The organism is Pseudomonas hydrolytica, assembly GCF_021495345.1.
Lineage (GTDB): Bacteria > Pseudomonadota > Gammaproteobacteria > Pseudomonadales > Pseudomonadaceae > Aquipseudomonas > Aquipseudomonas hydrolytica.
Genome location: NZ_CP099397.1, coordinates 3,873,832 through 3,889,706, shown reverse-complemented (window position 1 = coordinate 3,889,706; position 15,875 = coordinate 3,873,832). Strand labels below are relative to the sequence as shown.

11 protein-coding genes are annotated in these 15,875 nt (G+C 66.8%); 6 read left to right on the top strand and 5 right to left on the bottom strand.

Translation table 11 applies throughout. The annotated features are described in order from the left end of the window. Positions 1–240: 240 nt before the first annotated feature. Entirely contained in the window at positions 241–645 is a 405-nt protein-coding gene (locus L1F06_RS18195) for a DUF488 domain-containing protein (RefSeq protein ID WP_012019350.1), read from the bottom strand. Between the two features lie 306 nt (positions 646–951). Between L1F06_RS18195 and L1F06_RS18190 the strand changes: the two genes are divergently transcribed. After that, positions 952–1,203, top strand: coding sequence for a hypothetical protein (locus L1F06_RS18190; protein WP_003245908.1), 252 nt, complete (start codon positions 952–954; stop codon positions 1,201–1,203). Between the two features lie 170 nt (positions 1,204–1,373). On the opposite strand, the gene L1F06_RS18185 is transcribed toward L1F06_RS18190, so the two are convergent. After that, positions 1,374–1,637, bottom strand: a complete 264-nt coding sequence (locus L1F06_RS18185; RefSeq protein WP_012019349.1) for a YebG family protein — start codon at positions 1,635–1,637, stop codon at positions 1,374–1,376. A gap of 286 nt (positions 1,638–1,923) precedes the next feature. Between L1F06_RS18185 and L1F06_RS18180 the strand changes: the two genes are divergently transcribed. Beyond that, entirely contained in the window at positions 1,924–2,418 is a 495-nt protein-coding gene (locus tag L1F06_RS18180) for a phosphate-starvation-inducible protein PsiE (protein ID WP_003245906.1), read from the top strand. Positions 2,419–2,461: 43 nt separating this feature from the next. Here L1F06_RS18180 and L1F06_RS18175 read toward each other — a convergent pair whose 3' ends face one another. Beyond that, positions 2,462–5,092, bottom strand: a complete 2,631-nt coding sequence (locus L1F06_RS18175; RefSeq protein WP_129481640.1) for a DEAD/DEAH box helicase — start codon at positions 5,090–5,092, stop codon at positions 2,462–2,464. A 147-nt stretch (positions 5,093–5,239) separates the two neighbouring features. Beyond that, positions 5,240–6,112: a helix-turn-helix domain-containing protein gene (locus L1F06_RS18170; protein WP_129481639.1), complete on the bottom strand. Its 873-nt coding sequence runs from the start codon at positions 6,110–6,112 to the stop codon at positions 5,240–5,242. Between the two features lie 218 nt (positions 6,113–6,330). On the opposite strand from L1F06_RS18170, the gene bglX reads away from it, so the two are divergent. The 4 genes from bglX to L1F06_RS18150 all read left to right on the top strand — a co-directional run bounded on the left by bglX (position 6,331) and on the right by L1F06_RS18150 (position 13,676). After that, entirely contained in the window at positions 6,331–8,625 is a 2,295-nt protein-coding gene (bglX, locus tag L1F06_RS18165; protein WP_177491003.1) for a beta-glucosidase BglX, read from the top strand. Positions 8,626–8,884: 259 nt separating this feature from the next. Beyond that, positions 8,885–10,420, top strand: a complete 1,536-nt coding sequence (locus L1F06_RS18160; protein WP_096825884.1) for a glucan biosynthesis protein G — start codon at positions 8,885–8,887, stop codon at positions 10,418–10,420. After that, positions 10,413–12,950 (top strand): glucans biosynthesis glucosyltransferase MdoH, encoded by a 2,538-nt coding sequence (mdoH, locus tag L1F06_RS18155; RefSeq protein ID WP_129481637.1) that lies wholly within the window; start codon positions 10,413–10,415, stop codon positions 12,948–12,950. The genes L1F06_RS18160 and mdoH overlap by 8 nt, the downstream gene beginning before the upstream one ends. A gap of 192 nt (positions 12,951–13,142) precedes the next feature. Further along, positions 13,143–13,676 carry a cytochrome b gene (locus tag L1F06_RS18150; RefSeq protein WP_003245900.1) on the top strand — a complete coding sequence of 178 codons (534 nt, stop codon included), beginning with the start codon at positions 13,143–13,145 and terminating at the stop codon, positions 13,674–13,676. 231 nt (positions 13,677–13,907) lie between these two features. On the opposite strand, the gene L1F06_RS18145 is transcribed toward L1F06_RS18150, so the two are convergent. Then, positions 13,908–15,794: a DEAD/DEAH box helicase gene (locus tag L1F06_RS18145; protein ID WP_252576683.1), complete on the bottom strand. Its 1,887-nt coding sequence runs from the start codon at positions 15,792–15,794 to the stop codon at positions 13,908–13,910. Positions 15,795–15,875 lie beyond the last annotated feature (81 nt).

Below are 15,875 nucleotides of genomic sequence, written 5' to 3'. Positions count from 1 at the left end.
CGCGCCTCGGTCAGACCGATGACAAACGGAGCGGAATGGTCGCGGGGGTGGCCCGCTTAGACGCTGGCCGGCGGGGGAGGAGGGGTGCCGGCGCGGCAGACAGGTGGAGGCGCGCAAAGCAGGGCCACAGCGCTGCGCGAGGCGGCGTTGGCGGCGTGGAGACTGCGCGTAAGGGAAGTCATCGAATAAGGCTTCGGTATGACGGGAAAGGCTGCAGGCTAGCTCGGCACCGGGCGTCGGTCAACCGCCGCCGAACTCGCCCTGGTAACAGACCGGCGAACTGGGCGAGCCTTTGCGCTCCCACTCGTCTTCGAGAAACTCGGCCAGCACCCGCGCGTTGTTGTGCGTCTCGTCGCGGGCGGCATACAGCAGGGTAAGGCGGCCACTGGCGGCCCAGTGCAGCAGCGGTTGCCAGTGTTCGGGATGGCCGGCCAGTTCCCGCCGGTAGGCGCTGCAGAAGTCCTCGAAAGCCTCCGGTCGATGAGCGAAGGCCTTGCGCAGCGCGGCGGAGGGCGCTACTTGTGGCAGCCAGGCATCGAGTGGCAGCCGGTCCTTGGCCAGGCCGCGCGGCCATAGTCGGTCGACCAGCACGCGGCGACCGTCGTCCGCGGCGGCGTCGAGATACACCCGCTTGCACTGGATCATCTTGCTCCTCCTCGCACAGAGCCTAGCAGGCGTTGAAAAACTACCTGCGCTGCCATTGCTGCGTTAAAAACAGGGTCGGGCTGCTCATTTACAACTCGTAAACTGCGCGTCCTCGCCTGTTTTTGCGGGGCCGCCATCGGTATTGCACTGGCTGTCTCGGCTCGGGCTCCTGCTTCGCTCTACCTCCTGCATCCATGCAGTCGTCGCCTACGTTTTTCAACGGCCCGCTAGTCCACGGCCCTGCGGCAATGCCGCACTTGGCGCCAGCAGGGGGCTGGATTAGCGTGGCGAACGAGGAGACATGCCATGGACTACTTCATCATCGTCGTCACCACGGCCGCCGGGCTGTACTTCCACTGGTGGCTGTTTCGCCGCATCCGTCAGTGGAGCGATCGCGACCTGGCGCTGTCACTGGCCGCAGGCGACGAGCCGATGCGCCAGTACATGCTCGAGCAGCTGGCCCGTGCGCAGCGCGAGGGCGTGCGCCGGCGCGATCTGCCTGATTGGCTGGAGCGCGCGGCGGCGCAATATCGCGAGCGAGCCGGTAAGTCGTCATAGGCGGGCGGGACGACCAGGCTGCGCGCACCGCTGGGCAATGCCGGCTCGGTTGCGCATAAGTCAGCGGTATCACGAGGGAGCGAGGTTTTCCCGGTGCGCACGGCATACCCTAGGGCGCGCTATTAAAAAAGCCCCGCGTCCGGGCGAACGGCGGGGCCAAGGGGATTGGTTCAGGCGTCGGCGGTTTCGTTTTCCAGCTCGTCGAGGGCATCGGGCTGGCTCTTGAACGCCTTGGCGAAGATCTCGCGGTTCTTGGCCATGAAGATGCCCAGCTCTTCGCCCTGTTCCTCGCTGAGCGACGGCACCGCCTTGTGCAGCACCTCACTCAGGCGTTCGGCCAACTCCAGCATCTTGTCGTAACGATCGGCTTCGGCCTTATCCATAAACAAGCGCTCCGGGTCGCGGCTGCTGCGGTACACCACTTCGACGGCCATTCATCACCTCGTCTGCCTTCATGCGTGTCGATTGAAATAACTGGTTGTTTGTACAGTGCTGCGCAGCATAAAGAACTCTGCGCCATTTGGCCAGTATTGCACCTGCCCAGCCGAATCGGGCGACCTGGCATTCCATGGCGTGCTTGCGAAAACCGGCCGCGCTGTGGCTTTTGGTCACATCCTTGCATCATTCTGAGGGGATGGTTTTTCCGGCATGATCGGCCTCTTGATGAACGCCCATTTCGGGCGCTCGGGGCGTCGTGCCCTTCTGGGGGAGTAGTACAGGATGAATTGGGCGGAACGTCTGCGTACGGGCATGCATGGCCTGGCGGAATCCTTGGGTAATCTGCTGATGGAGGCCTTTCACTACCTGGCGCTGTTCGCCATCGGGGCGATCACGGCGTGGGCGGGGGTGATGACCTTCATCGGCATGCTGGACAAGGGCCATATCACGGTCGATGACATCCTGCTGCTGTTCATCTACCTGGAATTGGCGGCGATGGTGGGCATCTACTTCAAGACCAACCATATGCCGATCCGCTTCATGATCTACGTGGCGATCACCGCGCTGACCCGTCTGCTGATCTCGGATATTTCGCACAACCACAAGCCGGACTGGGGCGTGGTGATGGTTTCTGGCGCCATCCTGCTGCTGGCGCTGGCGATTCTGATCGTGCGCTACGCTTCGGCGCGCTATCCGGCGGTGGCCGGCCCTGACACGCGCGGCAGGGCGCGCAACCGCGCCGATGCCGAAGCCGAGCGCGACGACGCCGCGGATTGAGGAAACCGGTGCGCGCTGCGCACCGTAATCGTGCGGCGTGGCCTCAGTCGAGCGGCGCGAACAGCGCCGCCAGGTCGGCCTCGTCCAGCTGCCACTGGCCCTGGCTGCCGCCTTCCAGCACGCCCCTGGCCAGGCTGGCCTTGGCCTGCTGCAGCTGCTGGATCTTTTCCTCGACGCTGCCGCGGGTGATCAGCTTGTAGACGAACACCGGCTTGTCCTGGCCGATGCGATAGGCGCGGTCGCTGGCCTGGGCTTCGGCGGCCGGGTTCCACCAGGGGTCGAAGTGGATCACGGTGTCGGCCGCGGTCAGGTTCAGGCCGCTGCCGCCGGCCTTGAGGCTGATCAGGAATACCGGGAATTCACCGGCCTGGAAGCGCGCGACCGGTGTGCGCCGGTCCTGGGTGCTGCCGGTGAGCTTGGCGTAGGCGATCTTGCGCGCCTGCAGCTCCGCCTCGATCAGCGCCAGCATCGAGGTGAACTGGGAGAACAGCAGCACGCGGCGGCCTTCGTCCACCAGCTCTTCGAGCATGTCCAGCAGGGCGCTGAGCTTGCCCGAATCGGCGGCCGTCAGCTGGCTGCCGGCATCGCCCAGCAGGCGCAGGTCGCAGCAGCTCTGGCGCAGGCGCAGCAGGGCTTCGAGGATGACGATATGGCTGCGTGCCAGGCCCTGGCGGGCGATCTCGTCGCGCACCTTCTGGTCCATGGCCAGGCGCAGGGTCTCGTAGCGGTCGCGTTGCAGTTGGGTCAGCTCGACCCACTGGGTGATCTCGGTCTTCGGCGGCAGTTCGCTGGCCACCTGTTCCTTGTTGCGGCGCAGCAGGAAGGGACGGATGCGCCCATTGAGGTGAGCCAGGCGCTGGGCGTCGCCGCGTTTCTCGATGGGCGTGCGGTAGTCGCGGGTGAAGGCCTTGGCATCGCCCAGCCAGCCGGGCATGAGGAAATGGAACAGCGACCACAGCTCGCCCAGGTGATTCTCCAGCGGCGTACCGGTCAGGCACAGGCGCAGATCGGCGCGCACCTGGGCAGCGGCGGTGGCGGCCTTGCTGCGCGGGTTCTTGATGTTCTGCGCCTCGTCGAGGATCAGCAGCCGATAGGCATGCCGATTCAGGGCCTTGAGGTCGCGTGGCAGCAGGGCATAGGTGGTGAGGATCAGGTCGTGCGCGGCGATGTCCTCAAATGCGGCCTTGCGTTTGGCGCCATGCAGGGCCAGCACCCGCAGCTGCGGGGTGAAGCGCGCGGCCTCGTCCTGCCAGTTGGGAATCAGGCTGGTAGGCATGACGATCAGCGCCGGTTGCTGCAGGCGCCCGGCCTGCTTTTCGCAGAGGATATGCGCCAGGGTCTGCAGGGTCTTGCCCAGGCCCATGTCGTCGGCCAGCACGCCGCCGACGCGCAGCTCGGCCAGGGTCTGCATCCAGGTCAGGCCCTGCAGCTGATAGGGCCGTAGCTCGGCGCGCAGTCCCTGGGGTGGCGCAACCTCTCTGACCGACAGCTGCTGCAGGCGCTGGGCGAAACCGCGCAGCTCGTCGCCACCCTGCCAGCTCAGGGCCGGGCCGCTGGCCAGCTCGGCCAGGCGCGCGGCATCGGCCCGGCCCAGGCGCAGTGGCAGGTGGTCCTCGCCGGGATCGCGGAAATACAGCTCGCCGAGGGTGGCCAGCAGGGGCTTCAAGCGGGCGAAGGGCAGGGCGATGCGCTTGCCGCCCTGCGGCAGGCTGACCAGCAGACGATCCTCGTCGGTGCGCTGGGCCAGCGCCTCGGGCGCCAGCAACCAGGGCGTGCGGCGAATGGCCTGGAGCAGGATCGGCAGCAGGCTCAGGCGCTGACCTTCGACTTCGATGCCCAGCTCGAGGTCGAACCAGTTCTGCTGCGGGTCTTCCTCGACCTCGGCATACCAGTCGTCCACCTCGGCCAGGTTGTACTGAAAGTCCGGACGCATGTGGATCTGCCAGCCCTCGGCGCGCAGCTGTGGCAACTGCTGCTGGACGAAGTCCAGCCAGTCGCGCTCGCGTTCCAGCTCGAACGGCTCGCCAGCTTCGGCCGGCAGCGCCTCGCTCTGCCGTAGCGCCACCTGCAGGCCCAGGCTTTCCAGGCGTTTGCGCAGCGCGGCTTCTGCCGCTGCGTCACGGATCAGGCGCAGGTTGGTGTCGGCGTCCAGGCGCTTGACCAGGTCCTTGGCCGGCTTGCCGAAGACGCGATGCCCGGCATAGTCGAAGGCCAGCGCGGCGCGGTGTTGGGTCTGCTCCTGCATGCGCCCCTTGCGCGCATCGAAGTGCACCCGTACCTGGCTGCCGAGGCTCAGGACCGCGGTGGGGGCGATGCCTTCGAGGCGCTGCTCGGCCAGCTCCCGGGTCGGCACCATGATTTCGGAAAGATCGCTGCCGGCACGCTGCTGCGCCTCCAGGGTGAGCAGGGCGGCGACCACGTGCTTGCAGTTGAAGCCCACCGGGCAGTTGCAGTGGCCGGTGACGCTCCACTTGCGGCCGTAGGGGTGCAGGGTGATGCGCTGCTGGTAGGTCTGCAGGCCGGAGCCGCGGCAGTTGGCCAGCAGGCTGTTGTCCTTGAGGCTGAGCAGTTTGCTGCGTTTTTCCTCGGCATAGGCGAGGCCGCGACGCAGGTCGCCGGCGCCGAATTCGGAGCGCCAGTCCTCCTGACGCAACTGATGGATATCCAGGGGCATCAGCGAAGCCCCGTGGGCGAAAGTGTCTGGCGCATGAAATCGGTCGCGGCAATGCAAAGCCACAGATTTTCGCATAGCCGCGTGGCGATTAGCAGGCGCCACGGCGAGATTGCCGACGGTAGGGCGGGTGATACCCGCCGGCGCGGCTTAGCGGAAGGCCGCGCGGTACTGTCCCGGCGTCGCCCCCAGCGCCTGGCGGAAACGGTTGCTGAAATGGCTGGCGCTGGCGAAACCGCTGTCCAGGGCGATTTCGCCCAGCGGCAGCGCGGACTGACGCAGCAGTCGGCAGGCGTGGGCCAGGCGCCGCGCCAGGACGTAGCGGTGCGGCGGCAGGCCGAAGCTGGCCTGGAACATGCGCGCGAAGTGGTATTCCGACAAGGCGCAGAGCGCGGCCAGTTGGCTCAGGGGCAGCGGCTCGCTCAGGTGCTGTTCGATGAAGTCGCGCACGCGTCTGCGCTGCAGCGGAGCCAGGCCACCCTTCAGACGCAGGCCCTGGCGCAGACCGACCTGATTGAGCAGGGCGTGATCGAGCAGCTCGTGGGCCAGGCTGCTGGCCAGCAGGCGCTCGCCCGGTTCCCGCCAGTCGAGCGCGCACAGGCGGCGAAAGCGCACGGCCTGCTCGGCGTCTTCGACAAAGGTCGCCTCCTGCAGCTGCAGGCTGCGCGGCTCGCGGTCGAGCAGGGCGACCGCGCCGAGGGCGAACTGCTCCTGTTCGATATAGAGGTGGGCCAGCTGGATCTCGCCATTGATGATCCAGGCCGACTGGTGCTCGGCCGGCAGAATGCACAGCTTGTCCGGGGCGCCCTTGTCGCCCGGCCGTTCGCGGCGAAAGGTGCCGGTGCCGCCGGCCAGGTAGCAGGACAGCGTGTGATGGCTGGGGGCGAGGTAGTCACGGGCATCGTGGGCATTGCTCCAGCGCGCCACGGCCAGGCCATCGCCCAGCTCGGCATGGGCGTGCAGCCGCGCGTGGGGCGAGCGGCTCATGCTCTGGAAAACCTGCAGGTGTTCGAATTGCGCCATCGCATCCTCCGGGATGCGCTCATGCTACGCCTGCACGGGGGCAATGCCAGAGGCGGCGAAAAAAAAGCGCAAGTTTGCGCAAAACCGGGGTCTCAATAGCTGGAGCGCCGCTGGGTCGTGCTCCGGTTTTTTTGCACTGCCCCAGAGGCGCACCGTCGGGACTCGGAGTATCTTGGCGGCCATTCCAACAACGCTTCGCAGCCTGGATGCCGCTCTCGATGAAATGCCTGCGTCAGTTCGCTCTTGCCGCCCTGTTCGTCTCTCCCGCTCTGCTCGCCGCCGCGCCCTCGATCGATGACCGTTCGGCCTTCATCGCCGATCTGCTGGGGCGCATGACCCTGGAGGAAAAGGTCGGGCAGCTGCGCCTGATCAGCATCGGCGGCGACATGCCGCGCGAACGCATCGTCGAGGAGATGGCGGCCGGCCGCATCGGCGCCACCTTCAATTCGGTGGTGCGCCCGGACAACCGGCCGATGCAGGAGGCGGCGTTGCGCAGTCGCCTGGGCATCCCGGTGTTCTTCGCCTACGACATCATCCACGGTCACCGCACCACCTTTCCCATCGGCCTGGGCCTGGCCTCGAGCTGGGACATCGAGGCCATCGAGAACAGCGCGCGCATCGCCGCCCTGGAGGCCAGTGCCGACGGCCTGGACATGACCTTCGCGCCGACCGTGGACATCTCCCGCGATCCGCGCTGGGGGCGCACCTCCGAAGGCTTCGGCGAGGACCCCTACCTGGTGTCGCGCATCGCTGCCGCCATGGTGCGCGGCTTCCAGGGCAAGGACCCCAGCGACCCACAGCGCATCATGGCCAGCGTCAAGCACTTCGCCCTGTACGGCGCGGTGGAGGGCGGGCGCGATTACAACGTGGTCGACATGAGCCCGCTGCGCATGTACCAGGATTATCTGCCGCCCTATCGCGCCGCCATCGACGCCGGTGCCGGCGGGGTGATGGTGGCCCTGAATGCGGTCAACGGCGTGCCGGCCTCGGCCAACAAATGGCTGCTGGATGACCTGCTGCGCCGGCAGTGGGGCTTCAAGGGGGTGGTGCTCAGCGATCACGGCGCTATCACCGAGCTGCTGCGTCATGGCGTGGCGGCCGATGGTCGCGAGGCCGCACGCCTGGCGATCAGCGCCGGTGTCGGCATGAGCATGGCCGACACGCTCTACGATCAGGAACTGCCGGCGCTGGTACGTAGCGGCGCGGTCGCGCAGAGCGTGCTGGATGAAGCGGTCACCCATGTGCTGAACACCAAGTACGACCTCGGCTTGTTCCACGACCCGTTCCGCCGCATCGGCCGCGCCGAGGACGATCCGGCGGACGTCAACGCCGAGAGCCGTCTGCACCGTGCCGACGCGCGGGCCATGGCGCGCGATTCGCTGGTGCTGCTGGAGAACCGTGGCGACACCCTGCCGCTGCGCAAGAACGCCACCGTGGCGCTGATCGGCCCGCTGGCCGACTCGCAGGTGGACATGCTCGGCAGCTGGTCGGCGGTCGGGGTGGCCGAGCAGGCGGTGACGCTGCGCCAGGGCATGGAGGCGGCGCTCGCCGGGCAGGGCAAGCTGCTCCATGCCGTGGGCGCCAACGTCACCGACGATGCCCGGGTCATCGATTACCTCAACCAGCTCAACTGGGACCGCCCGGAAGTGGTGCCGGACAAGCGCACGCCGCAGGCGATGCTGGACGAAGCCGTTGCCCTGGCCGCCCAGGCCGACGTGATTGTCGCCGCGGTGGGCGAGGCGCGCGGCATGTCCCACGAATCCTCCAGCCGCACCCGCCTGGATCTGCCCGATAGCCAGCAGGCCCTGCTGCGCGCCCTCAAGGCGACCGGCAAACCGCTGGTACTGGTACTGATGAATGGCCGCCCGCTGGCGCTGGGCTGGGAGAAGGACAACGCCGATGCGATCCTGGAAACCTGGTACAGCGGCATCGAGGGCGGCCACGCCATCGCCGATGTGCTGTTCGGCGAGCACAACCCTTCGGGCAAGCTGCCGATCAGCTTCCCGCGTTCGGTCGGGCAGATTCCCACCTATTACAACCACCTGCGCCTGGGCCGCCCCTACACACCGGGCACGCCCGGCAACTACACCTCGCAATACTTCGAGGAGGCCACCGGCCCGCTCTATCCCTTCGGCTACGGGCTGAGCTACAGCGACTTCCAGCTGTCGGCGCCGAAGCTGTCCGCCGAGCGCATGCACCCGGACCAGCGCATCCGCGTCAGCGTCACGCTGAAGAACGCCGGACCACGTCCCGGGGCCACCGTGGTGCAGCTCTACCTGCATGACGAGGCCGCTTCGGTGATCCGTCCGGAGAAGGAACTCAAGGCGTTTCGCAGGGTCAAGCTTGAAGCGGGCGAGGCGCGCGAGCTGAGCTTCGAGATCGACGAAAGCATGCTGCGTTTCTTCGATGCCAGCCTGCAACACGTCAGCGAGCCGGGTGCCTTCCGGGTTCAGCTCGGGCTGGACTCGCAGGCGGTGCAGGAGGCCCGTTTCGAACTGCTGCCGCGCCCCTGAGGTGGCGGCTCTAGGAGGCGAAAATTTACCTTGGCGAGCACCTGTGCCGGAGATCACGATCTGGTAATAATGCGCAGAAACAATTCGTAGATGCGCGAAGGTCTCCGTCCGGTTGGCCACTCGCATTCTGCTCGCGCTGTCTTTGCATCATTCGCCTGATTTCAAATTCGAGTAGCGGCCAGCCGTGGGTTGGTCGCTGCCTGTCAATACGTGTCGCCCTGGAGGCTGTGTGTCGATGAGTCGTGATTGTGGAGTTCGTATGGGCAGGGCCGGCAAGCTGGCCCTCGGTGTGCTTCCCCTGTTGTTCGCGGCCCAGAGCTGGGCATTCGATCTGAACGATGTGGCCATCCAGGCCCAGGCCCTCGCTGCCGAGAGTTACAACCAGCCGCAGAGCCGCCTGCCGGATGCCCTGCGCGAGCTGCCTTTCGCCGGCTACCAGAAAGTGCGCTTCCTCGAGGACAAGGCCCACTGGCGCGACGGCAAGACCCCGTTCCAGCTGTACTTCTTCCATCAGGGCATGCATTTCGATCTGCCGGTGAAGATCAACGAGGTGACCGCCAAGGGCACCCGTGAAATCAAGTACGACCCGGCGATGTTCGATTTCTCCGACCTGCAGATCAATCGCGACGAACTCAAGGACCTGGGCTTCGCCGGCTTCAAGGTGATCCATCAGCTCAACGATGTGGGCAAGCATGACGAACTGATGAGCGTGCTCGGCGCCAGCTACTTCCGCATCGTCGGCAAGGGCCAGGTGTTCGGTCTTTCCGCGCGCGGCCTGGCGATCGACACCGCGTTGCCGTCCGGCGAGGAGTTCCCGCGCTTCACCGAGTTCTGGATCGAGAAGCCGCAGCCCGACCGCCGCAGCCTGGTGATCTACGCGTTGCTCGACTCGCCGCGCGCCACCGGCGCCTACCGCATGGAAATCAAGCCCGGCCGCGACAGCGTGCTGGATGTGCAGGCCAAGGTGTACCTGCGCGAAAACGTCGAGAAGCTGGGTATCGCGCCGCTGACCAGCATGTACCTGTTCGGTGCCAACCAGCCCTGGCCGCGCCCCAACTACCGCCCGCAGCTGCACGACTCCGACGGCCTGGCCATTGCCGCCGGCAACGGCGAATGGATCTGGCGTCCCTTGAACAACCCGCAGCGCCTCAACGTGAGCAGCTACCGCATCGACAACCCGCGCGGCTTCGGCCTGATGCAGCGCGGCCGCGACTTCAACCAGTATCAGGACCTCGACGACCGCTACGAGCTGCGCCCCAGCGGCTGGGTGGAAACCGTCGGCGACTGGGGCGCGGGCCACGTCGAGCTGGTGGAGATTCCCACCCCCGACGAAACCAACGACAACATCGTCGCCCTGTGGCGCCCCGAGAAGCTGCCGGCGCCGGGCGAGGCGCTGGATGTGGCCTATCGCCTACACTTCAGCCGTGACGACGCCGGGCTGCACGACCCGAAGCTGGCCATGGTCAGCCAGACCCGCCTGTCCGAGGGCGACATCAAACAGGCCAACCTGATCCGTCAGGCCGATGGCAGCACCGCCCTGGTGGTGGACTTCGTCGGCGAGGAATTGGCCAAGCGCCCGGCGGATTCCGCGCCGCAGGTGCAGGTCAGCGTCGACGACAACGGCGAGCTGGTAGAAGACAGCCTGCGCTACAACCCGGTGAGCAAGGGCTGGCGCCTGATGCTGCGGGTCAAGGTCAAGGATCAGGCGCGCCCGGTGGAGATGCGTGCAGCCCTGGTCGAGGATGGCAAACCCCTGTCGGAAACCTGGAGCTACCAGTTGCCTGCCCATGAATAACTCCCTCGACGCTACGCTGATTCAGGACTATATCGGCGAGCTGCCGCTCGATCAGCAGCGGCAGCAGGACCTGGCCCGACGCCTGGAGCAGGGCGGCGACCTCGCCACGCTGCACCGCGCCCTGCAGGAGCAGGGCGCGGCCATGGCGCAGCCGCAGGAGGAAACCCGCGAACTGCTCGACTCGGTGCCGGCGCGCCTGGCCCTCGGCTGGCCGGATGCGCTCGAGCACGGCTGCCGTATCGTGCAGGACCATCAGGGACGGCCGACCATCGAGTCGGCGCCGCCGATCAAGCGCACGCGCATGGTGCCCGAGCCCTGGCAGACCAACATCCTGCAGCGCGGCTGGCGCCGCCTGAAGGGCAAGAAGCCGGCGCCGCGCCCACGCACCCGGGAAACCGAGGACTTCGCCGAAGCGCGCTGGCGCCACGTCGCCGCCATACGGCGTACGGCGCTGTTGCTGTTGATGGTGACCCAGACCGTGGTCGCCACCTGGTACATGAAGTCCGTGCTGCCCTATCAGGGCTGGTCGCTGGTCGACCTCGGCCTGGTGTTCGAGCAGCCCTGGCAGGAGTCGGCACGGCAGATCCTGCCCTATGTGGTGCAGACCAGCATCCTGGCGCTGTTCGCCTTGCTGTTCTGCTGGGTGTCGATGGGCTTCTGGACCGCCCTGATGGGCTTCTTCCAGCTGCTCAAGGGGCGTGACCGCTACAGCATCTCGGCCAGCAGTTGCGGCGACGAGCCGATCTCGCCACAGGCCCGCACCGCGCTTGTGATGCCCATCGCCAACGAGCACGTGCCGCGAGTGTTCGCCGGCCTGCGCGCCACCTACGAATCGCTGCGCGAAACCGGTCAGCTGGAACACTTCGACCTGTTCGTCCTCAGCGACAGCAACGACCCCGACATCTGCGTCGCCGAGCAGAAGGCCTGGCTGGAGCTGTGCCGCGAGGTGGACGGCTTCGGCCACATCTTCTACCGCCGCCGCCGGCGGCGGGTGAAGCGCAAGAGCGGCAACATCGACGACTTTTGCCGGCGCTGGGGCAGCAACTACCGCTACATGGTGGTGCTCGACGCCGACAGCGTGATGAGCGGCGAATGCCTGACCCGTCTGGTGCGGCTGATGGAAGCCAACCCCGGCGCCGGCATCATCCAGACCGCGCCCAAGGCCTCGGGCATGGACACCCTCTATGCGCGCCTGCAGCAGTTCGCCACCAGCGTCTACGGCCCGCTGTTCACCGCCGGCCTCAACTTCTGGCAGCTTGGTGAATCGCATTACTGGGGCCACAACGCGATCATCCGGGTCAAACCCTTCATCGAGCACTGCGCCCTGGCTCCGCTGCCGGGTACCGGCGCCTTCGCCGGCGCGATCCTTTCCCACGATTTCGTCGAGGCCGCGCTGATGCGCCGCGCCGGCTGGGGCGTATGGATCGCCTACGACCTGCCGGGCAGCTACGAGGAGCTGCCGCCGAACCTGCTCGACGAGCTCAAGCGTGACCGTCGCTGGTGCCACGGCAACCTGATGAACTTCCGTCTGTTCCTGGTGCGCGGCATGCACGCGGTGCACCGGGTGGTATTTCTCACCGGCGTCATGTCCTACCTGTCGGCGCCGCTGTGGCTGCTGTTCCTGCTGCTGTCCACCGGCCTGCTGGCGATCCATACGCTGATGGTGCCGGAGTACTTCCTGCAGCCCAACCAGCTCTATCCGCTGTGGCCGCGCTGGCAGCCGATGGAGGCCGTGGCGCTGTTCTCCGCGACCATGACCCTGTTGTTCCTGCCCAAGCTGCTCAGCGTGCTGCTGATCTGGATCCAGGGCGCGGAAGCCTATGGCGGGCGCCTGCGCGTGCTGCTGTCGATGCTGCTGGAAACCTTATGCTCGGTGCTGCTGGCACCGGTGCGCATGCTGTTTCACAGCCTGTTCGTCACCGCAGCCTTCCTCGGCTGGTCGGTGCAGTGGAATTCGCCGCAGCGGGTGGATGACGCCACGCCCTGGAGCGAGGCCTGGCGCCGCCATGGCTCGCAGGTGCTGCTGGGGATCGGCTGGACGGCGCTGGTCGGCTGGCTGAACCCGGACTTCCTCTGGTGGCTGGCGCCCATCGTCGTATCCCTGGTGCTTTCGCCGGTGGTGTCGGTGCTGACCAGCCGTACCGCGCCCGGCCTGGCGGCGCGGCGCAGCAAGCTGTTCCTGATTCCCGAGGAGCACCAGGTGCCGCGCGAGCTGAGCAATACCGCCGAGTACGAGCGTCTGAACAGTTCGCGTGCGTTGCACCAGGGCTTTCTTCGCGCCGTGGTCGATCCGCTGTACAACGCGCTGGTCTGCGCCATGGCGCGCGCACGCCATGCCAAGGTGGTGCCGGCTGCCGAGGCGCTGCGCGACGAGCGTATCGGCGAGATCCTCGCCGCCGGGCCGCAGGGTCGCGTCGAAGCCACCCGCTGGCGCCTGCTCAATGACCCTGACGGCATGGCGCGGCTACATGCGCGCATCTGGCAGGAGCCGCAGCATCGCGCCTGGCGCGAGGCGCTGCGCGACGCCTGATCGTCCGGCACGCTGCTGCGCTTGCAGCGGCGTGCCGTGATGCCTTGGTGACATAACCGTTAACATCTGCGTTGCTCCCGGTATTCCGGGGGCAGGGCACCATTGCGTCTGCAACGGGTCTTTGCCACGGATGTTCGGACGCGCCGGTGCGTCCGCTCAGCGATTCACCTCATGACATTGGAGAGAACCGGGATGTCGCAACTGCATGATTGCGCGCAGCGCTACGGCAGCGTGAGCCGTGCGCTGCACTGGAGCATGGCGGTATTGCTCGCTTGGCAATTCGTCACCGTCATCGTTCATGTGCTGCTGGAAGACAGCGCCCTGGACAAGTTCGCCTGGGGCACGCACAAGGCCACTGGCCTGCTGCTGATGGTGCTGGTGGTCATCCGCCTGTGCTGGGCGCTGTACAGCCGCAACCGTCGGCCGGCGTCGGTCAGCACCCTGGCGCGGCTCGGCCACCTGACGCTGTACGGCCTGCTGTTCGTGATTCCCTTTATCGCCCTGCTGCGCCAGTACGGTTCCGGCCGGGAGTTCGTCGCCTTCGGCATGACCGTCATGCCCGGTTTCAGTGATCCCAAGATCGACTGGATGATCGCCCCGGCCAGCCTCCTGCACGGCAACCTCGGCTGGTTGCTGCTGCTTCTGGTGATCGGCCACGTGGCCATGGCGCTGTTCCACCGCCGCCAGGGTGGCGAGGATGTGCTGGCGCGGATGATAGGTCGCTGATTCGAGCGGCTATGGCAAAAGGCTTACACGCTTGGACGGCAACCTCCACTGTTGCCAGCGCGAATCGATCTCTACTCTACACACATCCCCTGCAGCGACGGAGCGCTGAGGATCAAGGAAGATGACCAGGCCACGATGGCTACCGACAGGATGTCGGATGGTTGGGAAGAAACCCGCTTAGGCGGGTTTTTTGTTGCCTGCGAAAAAGTGCCGTCGCCGGTGCGCCGCCATCTAGCGCGCCAGGCATTGGGTCGCGCCCTGGGCCTTGCGCGTGTACCACAGCACCCGGCTCACGCCGCGGGTGATGGCCACATAGGCCAGGCGCCGGGTTTCGTCCTGCATGGCCTGGTCGTAGCTGCCGGCGAAGAAGCCGCACTGGGCGTAGAGCGCGTTGCGCAGCGGGTGCTTTTCCACCGGCAGGCAGTCGTCGAGGATGATCGCCACCTCGGCCTGCAGGCCCTTGGCGCGGTGGATGGTCAGGGCCTTGACCGGCAACGCCTTGTCCAGCTGCGCGCGTACCTGCTGCAACGGCTCGTTGCGCCGGCTGAGCAGCAGCACGGCGGTGCGGTCGGCGCCGGGGCGGCTGGCGACATGGGCGCATTGCGCGCGAATCTCTTCGAGCAGCCGCGGCAGGCCGCCGGCCAGGTCGAAGCGCTGGATCAACCTGACGCCATGATCGCCCGGCTGCATCGCCCGGGCCGCGACGCAGGTCTTGGCCTGCTTGTTCTGGACCTCGGCCAGCACCTTCTCGCCATCGCGGATCACCGGTTCGATGCTGCGGTAGTTGGTGTTCAGCAGCAGGGTGGTGCTCTTGCCGCGTCCGCGGCTGGGGAAGTGCCGGTCGAAGTCGATGAACAGCTCCGGCGAGTTGCCACGCCAGCCGTAGATCGATTGCCAGTCGTCGCCGATGGCCATCAGGCTGATGCGCTCGCCTGCCTGGTGCAGTCGCCGGTGCACGGCCTGCAGCCACAGCACGATCTGCGGCGAGATGTCCTGGAATTCGTCGATCAGCAGGTGGCTCAGGGCGAGCAGTGCCGGACCGGGTTTGTCGCCGGCGCCTTGCAGGCGCTCGCTCAATTGCGCGAAGGCGCCGTTGAAGCTGATCAGCCCCTGGCTGTGCAGCAGGGCGGTGAAGTGCTGGTGGAAGCGCTGCATGGTCTCGATGAAATCGCGCTCGCGGGGGCCGCAGGCCAGCGTCTTCAGGTCCAGACGGTCGAGGCGAATGCCGAGGCTTTCGGCAAAATCGATCTGCCCATGCAGCAGCTCGAACAGGGGCAGGGCGGCGAATTCGCCGAGCAGCTTGCAGGCATCCAGCGGCGCCTTGGCCTTGCCCTTTGGCGGCTCCTCGGGAGCCGGCAGTTTGAGCAGGCGATGGGTCAGGACGCGAAAGCGCGCGTCCTCGGCGTAGGCGTTCTGGTAGGCCTGCCTGAGCAGGCGCTGCTGCGCCGGGCGCAGGCGAGCGCCGGTGAGCGGGTTGTCCGGTTCTTCTGCGGGGTCGTCCAGTTGCTCGAACCAGCGCGGGTTGCCCAGGCACTCCTTGGCCAGCGTGGCCATGGCGGCGTGAAAGGTGCGCACGCACTGGTGCGCATCGTGCGGGTAGTGCCAGAAGCCCAGCAGGCGCTGCAGGCGCTCGCGCAACTCGGCGCAGGAGGCGTTGGTGAAGGAGATCACCGTCAGGCGCTTGGGGTCGACTTCCAGGTGGCAGAGCAGGAACACCACGCGCAGCACCAGGGTGCTCGATTTGCCCGAGCCGGCGCCGGCGAAGATGCGCGCCAGCGGGGCGCGGCAGAGAATCATTGCCCACTGCTCGTCCGACGGCGCACCGATCAGTCCGGCGCTCACCGCCTGGGCCACGCGCTCGCGCATGGCCTGCACCTGGGCGTCTTCGACCTTCAGCCGGGTTGCGGGGTAGATGCCGGCGGGGCCGGGTTTGCCGCCGGCATCCTTGCGGCTGCCGGTCTTCCTGCTGCCGCTGGCCTTCTTCTTGCTCTGCTTGCGCGCGGTTTTGCGTGGCTGCGCGGCTTCGCGCTCGGCGCGCAGGTAGGCGGTGGTGCGGGGGAAATAGCGGGCGAGGGCGCCGGATAGCAGTTGTTTGTAGCGCGCGACGGCAGAAAGCATGCGGTGAGAGTGGCCTGGCTGACAAAACCCGCATGATAAAGCCTGCGAGGCGATGGCAGGCAGTGATGGCGCATGGAGAAA

Excerpts from the sequence above, each read along its gene's own strand:
- L1F06_RS18195 (WP_012019350.1), bottom strand. The coding sequence starts at position 645 with ATGATCCAGTGCAAGCGGGTGTATCTCGACGCCGCCGCGGACGACGGT.
- L1F06_RS18190 (WP_003245908.1), top strand. The coding sequence starts at position 952 with ATGGACTACTTCATCATCGTCGTCACCACGGCCGCCGGGCTGTACTTC.
- L1F06_RS18185 (WP_012019349.1), bottom strand. The coding sequence starts at position 1,637 with ATGGCCGTCGAAGTGGTGTACCGCAGCAGCCGCGACCCGGAGCGCTTG.
- L1F06_RS18180 (WP_003245906.1), top strand. The coding sequence starts at position 1,924 with ATGAATTGGGCGGAACGTCTGCGTACGGGCATGCATGGCCTGGCGGAA.
- L1F06_RS18175 (WP_129481640.1), bottom strand. The coding sequence starts at position 5,092 with ATGCCCCTGGATATCCATCAGTTGCGTCAGGAGGACTGGCGCTCCGAA.
- L1F06_RS18170 (WP_129481639.1), bottom strand. The coding sequence starts at position 6,112 with ATGGCGCAATTCGAACACCTGCAGGTTTTCCAGAGCATGAGCCGCTCG.
- bglX (WP_177491003.1), top strand. The coding sequence starts at position 6,331 with ATGAAATGCCTGCGTCAGTTCGCTCTTGCCGCCCTGTTCGTCTCTCCC.
- L1F06_RS18160 (WP_096825884.1), top strand. The coding sequence starts at position 8,885 with ATGGGCAGGGCCGGCAAGCTGGCCCTCGGTGTGCTTCCCCTGTTGTTC.
- mdoH (WP_129481637.1), top strand. The coding sequence starts at position 10,413 with ATGAATAACTCCCTCGACGCTACGCTGATTCAGGACTATATCGGCGAG.
- L1F06_RS18150 (WP_003245900.1), top strand. The coding sequence starts at position 13,143 with ATGTCGCAACTGCATGATTGCGCGCAGCGCTACGGCAGCGTGAGCCGT.
- L1F06_RS18145 (WP_252576683.1), bottom strand. The coding sequence starts at position 15,794 with ATGCTTTCTGCCGTCGCGCGCTACAAACAACTGCTATCCGGCGCCCTC.